Source organism: Elusimicrobiota bacterium (genome assembly GCA_026388075.1).
Lineage (GTDB): Bacteria > Elusimicrobiota > Endomicrobiia > Endomicrobiales > JAPLKN01 > JAPLKN01.
This window is the reverse complement of record JAPLKN010000161.1, coordinates 1-5,162: the sequence shown is the minus strand read 5'-3', so window position 1 is coordinate 5,162 and position 5,162 is coordinate 1. Positions and strand designations below refer to the sequence as shown.

At 34.5% G+C, this 5,162-nt stretch carries 8 protein-coding genes; all 8 read right to left on the bottom strand.

The features are described 5' to 3' along the window. Positions 1-799, bottom strand: a 799-nt coding sequence (locus NT145_08985; protein MCX5782808.1) for a hypothetical protein, incomplete at its 3' end; no start/stop codon positions are given. A 25-nt stretch (positions 800-824) separates the two neighbouring features. Further along, on the bottom strand, positions 825-1,010 hold the full coding sequence (locus NT145_08980) for a MerR family transcriptional regulator (GenBank protein MCX5782807.1): 186 nt from the start codon (positions 1,008-1,010) through the stop codon (positions 825-827). A 420-nt stretch (positions 1,011-1,430) separates the two neighbouring features. Continuing rightward, complete coding sequence (locus tag NT145_08975; protein MCX5782806.1) at positions 1,431-1,700, bottom strand: GIY-YIG nuclease family protein; 270 nt, start codon at positions 1,698-1,700, stop codon at positions 1,431-1,433. A gap of 3 nt (positions 1,701-1,703) precedes the next feature. Next, positions 1,704-1,952: a hypothetical protein gene (locus NT145_08970; GenBank protein MCX5782805.1), complete on the bottom strand. Its 249-nt coding sequence runs from the start codon at positions 1,950-1,952 to the stop codon at positions 1,704-1,706. 99 nt (positions 1,953-2,051) lie between these two features. Continuing rightward, positions 2,052-2,363, bottom strand: coding sequence for a HEPN domain-containing protein (locus tag NT145_08965; GenBank protein MCX5782804.1), 312 nt, complete (start codon positions 2,361-2,363; stop codon positions 2,052-2,054). Positions 2,364-2,425: 62 nt separating this feature from the next. Then, on the bottom strand, positions 2,426-2,974 hold the full coding sequence (locus NT145_08960; protein MCX5782803.1) for a nucleotidyltransferase domain-containing protein: 549 nt from the start codon (positions 2,972-2,974) through the stop codon (positions 2,426-2,428). A 188-nt stretch (positions 2,975-3,162) separates the two neighbouring features. Continuing rightward, positions 3,163-3,927: a glycosyltransferase family 2 protein gene (locus NT145_08955; GenBank protein ID MCX5782802.1), complete on the bottom strand. Its 765-nt coding sequence runs from the start codon at positions 3,925-3,927 to the stop codon at positions 3,163-3,165. 18 nt (positions 3,928-3,945) lie between these two features. Then, positions 3,946-4,992: a DUF933 domain-containing protein gene (locus tag NT145_08950; protein ID MCX5782801.1), complete on the bottom strand. Its 1,047-nt coding sequence runs from the start codon at positions 4,990-4,992 to the stop codon at positions 3,946-3,948. Positions 4,993-5,162: the final 170 nt, after the last annotated feature.

Here is a 5,162-nt window from a genome sequence, read left to right as displayed (position 1 = left end):
GTTCTATAATCTGTCCAAGTTCTTTTTTGTTTTTCATACTTGAAAAAAAGTTCATTTCTTTAGATAACATGGAATTTATAGTTTCCTTTAATTCTTCATACTTATAAAAACTATTAAAACCACCCTTTTTTGTCCTTTTAATATTTTCACCATTATCATCTAACGGGTTAGGATTAACAGACCAAAAACCTTGAACTATACCCGCAGTCTTTAAGTGATCTACTTTCTCATGATAGCTTTCAGTTATTGGGGTATTACCGATTATAATTATCGGAATTCTTGATGCTTTAGAGCTTGAAACACGGATATTAATGCTTTTGCCGATACCCTTTAGCATTGAATCAGATCTTAGAAGTCCTGGGTTTCCAGCATGAGTATTATAATCACCTAAGCAAATTAGCTTCTTTTTCTTTAATTCCCAGTTCCAAACGATTGACATTTTTACTTCAAAAATGGCTAAAATATCTTCAGGTTTTTGCTCAATATTCTTACGTTTTGAAATGACAACATCTGCGGGAGACATATCAGTCAAAGCTAATTCTTCGCATTTTGCCCCTTGAACTGCAAACAGTTTCTTGTCAGAAATAGTCTCTCGAATTAGGTCGGCTGTCCATTTTTCAGTAAATTTACCAATCAGAGAATTACGACTTTGTAAGGTTGATTTAGCCCCTTCATAACTTTTAGGCCAATATGCTAAATATCTCTTGTCATCAGAAACATAAAAAAGTTGTTCGGGAGAAGCAAATTTAAAAGAGTCTTCAAAAAATTTCTTTTCCACTTCTTTTGACCATAGATTCATAGTTATTTTCTCCCTTTGTAAATAATTATCTTGCTGTTATTTGTCTAAGCTTATCAATATCTTGTTTTTCAAAAATTCTATAATTATTCATTGGATCACGTTTTGGTTTTGGAATTTTGCCTGCGGTTTCCCAGTTATAAAGAGTGTTTCTTGAAATCTGCAAAATTTCGCAGACTTCGGCGAGAGAATAATACTTTTTTTCGTTTTTCATAACATTACCAAACTTTACCAAATATACCCAAGCAAGTCAATAATATTTTGCCTTTAAAAATACCACTAATTCCGCTTTGGGGAGCAGGCGCACAAAGGGCGTTGCGAAATCCTGAGCGAAGTCGAAGGATGAAGCCGACCGACTGCACCTGCCGGCGCATGAGAAAAAGGACTTTTTAAATAAATTTTAGCGGCGGTGAGGCCGCACGGACGGCGCGAAAGCGCCGGACGAAAGCCGAATCGGGTCAAGATGAAAAGAACGAAAACAACTTATGGTATAACGACAATATAAGGTCAGCCAAACGTTTTCAGGTAAAATCTCCTGAAAACGTTTGCCCCCGCGTCTAGTTTTTGCCTGTCCCCTCGCAAAGATTTGCTTTTGCAAATCTGAGGGGAAGCAATCTGGAGGTCAATAATATTCTCAGTTGTTTTTTTCATAACTCTGAATAAACTTCTCTTTTTGATGTCTGTTAAATGTTTTTATTTCTCTTTCAGCATTCAATGCATTCTTATAATACTTAAACTCCCTGCAATAAACCAACTCAACCGGCCCTTTTCCCCTTAAATATTTCGCTCCTCTACCGCTATTATGTTGCTTCAGCCTATTTTCCAGATTCTTCGTAGAACCGGTATAATAAGTGCCGTTTTTGCATTGAACAATATAAACACAAAAACATCCATGCCTGTTCATTTATTAAACAAAACTTCTACTGCATATTTTAGCTTTCTTGGGAGGTTGTTGAATAGGGTTAGGAATCAGTCCTGCAGACTCGCAAGCTTTTGTCAACGATCCAAAAAAGTATTTTATCTGACCAGTACTATTTTTGAGATTAGTTTCTCGTTTATATTCATTCTGTGTGGGTGTTTTGCCAAACTTCTGAGCAATCCTTCTGATTTCATTCGTGATTAGCTCAGATTTATCATCTTTATCATATTTATGCATTTTCATTAATTATGCCTCTCGAAATATCTTTCCCGTTCATTAAATAAATTCAACTAATAATCATAATTTCTGCTTTCACCAAAAATTCTTGAGCGATCTTTAGCAGTTTTTCACGCCAGCCTGCGTCCATCTGCCGTAATAATCAGCATCTTCCCTGAGATTTTTAGCTTCCTGCAATCCCTCAACCATCGATGAAGGGAGCTTGCCTGTATTGACATACAGTTCTCTTATTGCGGTAATAAGGCAATAATGGCTGTGTTCCCTTAAGTTTTCAAAATAAAGTAACGCTCTTGCGCTATGAAACATTGAATAGTAAAGCTGAACGGTTGCCCATTTGTAGTCCTTCTCATTATATGTCTTTTCTGCTCTATTAAGATCTTCTTTTGCCGTTTGGAGTTCCTTATCTGCAATTGCCTTCCCGCGCTAAAATGGTTTTATTTTCCCTTTCTTTAAACATCCGTCATATTCAAGAGTCATTCATGTTCCTCCCAAAGAGTTATTCCCCGTTCAATTTCACTATGAAATACTTTTTCAGTTTCCTGAAAACCAGAAAATTCTGCTGGAGTCTTTATAACTGCTTGTATTTTTCTGCCATTTTTTATGGTAGAGAGTATGGCCTTGGCTGCTTCTGTATCTTTGGCCAAAATAAAAACATCCAAATCGCTGTCCGAATAATCTTCTCCACGGCTTGAGCTGCCAAAGAGAATTATCTTTCTTGAAATATTTTTTAGTTTTTGTACCGCTTTTTCCAGGTTCACTATATTCTTGAGAACCTTGAATTGTTTAATAATTGGATTGGTAAAAACAACTGAATACATCAATATTTTCCCCTTTTGGTTTTTATGAACTAAATTTAGTTCAATTAAATCCCTTAGAGTAATGTAAACACCTGCCCTGCTCATTGAAGTAGCTTTTTTTATTTCACTACCGAGAAATTCTTTTCCAGGATTGTCCGATAAAAAGGATAAAATTTTTAGCGGATTGGTTGCGCTAAAGATGTTTGCTAAGGAATTCTTTTTCATATTATTCTCCATGTGTTTAATGTATTAAACAAGTGTATAATATATTAAACATGCCTGTTTGTCAAGCAATATACCTCAAACTTTCTTAATTCCTCTTTCCTTAAGGGGAAGCAGGTGCGGGTAGGCATTGAATAACAGTTCCACTGAATGGGCTGGCTTTAGTCTTTTAGTGCTTATCTGCTTTAAAATCACAACAAACCTTTTTTTCTTTGCTCTAGCTCCCAAAGTTTTGCGTATTTAACAAAAACATATATGCTTTGAAATATATGATAATAAATTCCTAAAATACCATCTAAAACTCCCAGTTTTAATATCAGTTTACTAAAAAGCGACCAAAAAAATGCAAGAAAACTTCTCATAAACGTAAACTTTTTCCCTTCATTGAACATATTAATAGCAGATAAATCACTATAAACATTTGACTTATTCCAAAAATCTGAAAATGAATTATAGCTATAATGATAAAGAAGATTTTTCAAATAACCTTTCGGGCCGTTAATAAGAATACGTTCGTGAACCGGAATGTCCGAATATTTGCCTTTACCTTTTCTTATAAGCCTTAAGTTGTAGTCAGGATAACAGCCGCCATACCTGATTTTTTTTCCGCAAAAAAATAACAATCTAGGGATGTAATATCCTTCCTTTTCAGTATTTTTCACAGAATTTAAAATTTCAACTTTTAATTCTTCTGTTACAGCCTCATCTGCATCAATACTTAGAATCCAGTCGCCTGTTGCAAGCTCTAATCCATAATTTTTTGTAGCGCCGTATCCTTTCCATTCAACTACATGAAGTTTTATTTTTTTGCTATTATAATTTTTTATGATATCCCTTGTTTTGTCCTCGCTTTTTGAATCAAGTACTAAAATTTCATCTACCCAATCTACCAACGAATCAATGCACCTTTTGATGTTTAATTCTTCATTTTTTGTTACTATAACAACAGAAATCATAAAACCTCCAAATATTGACTATTTAGAAACATTGAACCTGAAATCCATTATATCGCCGTCTTTTACAATATAGCCCTTACCTTCAAGCCTGTAAAAATCCGACTCTCTTGCTTTAGTTTCCGATCCTGCTTTTTTAAAGTCCTCAAAGTTTATTACTTCAGCCCTTATAAAACCTTTTTCAATATCTGAATGTATCACCCCAGCAGACTCGTGCGCCTTTGTCCCCTTTTCTATTGTCCAGGAATGTACCTCTTTAGGCCCTGCTGTTAAAAAAGAAATTAAATTACCGAACTCATACGAAAATTTTATTAACCTGTTAAGCGAACTTTCATTTAAGGATAAGGCGGATAAAAATTCCAGCTTTGATTTTTCATCAAGCATTTGTATCTCGGTTTCAATCTTTATTGATATATTGATGCTTTTTACTCCCTTATGTAGTTCAAATTTATGGATTAGCTTATCCTCATCGCAATTTACTACCACAAAAATAGGTTTTAGGGTAAGAAAATTTAGTCCTTTGGCGATTTTGAGTAAATCCCCGTCAAGTTTTAATGCGCTTAAAAAAATTCCTTTTTCAAGGGCATCTTTTAGCCGCAGCATCAAATCCTTTTCAAAATCATTGGCTGATGATTTTTTCGTTTTACTTTGGGTATTAATCCTTTCTAACCTAATTTCAACTAAAAATAAATCTGCAAAAAGCAGCTCATCTTTGATCTTATTATAATCCCTGACAAAGTCTATCTTGCCCTGGGGATGAAAAACGCTTTCATCAAAGAATTGCCTTACAACAATGCAAAACATATCTACTTCTTTTGCCGCTAAAAGCACCTCTTTGTCTTCCTCGGAATCATTTTTCAAAGAAGGCATAAGACTAAATTCTATTTTTGAATAAGTTTTCTTTTCAGTCCTATAATATTTCGCAAGGTATTCTATCCTTTCATCGGGAACATCAACCGTTCCTAGTTCTTTTTTAGCCAGCAAATGACTTTCTTTTTTAATACCGGTCAGCAATGAAAACAAACTTTTTTTCCCTGCGAATTCAAATCCTATTATTCCTACTTTCATTTCATATCCTTTAAATAATAGGGACACTTTGTAGATTCAAGTTTCCAGTGCAACGGTTAACAGTTTATTGAAGACTTCGTGCGGAGTATAAAAATCTAATGTTTTCCGCGGCCGATCATTTAACATATTTTGGGCCTTTTTGATAGCGTGGATAGAAATATTTGAAAAAT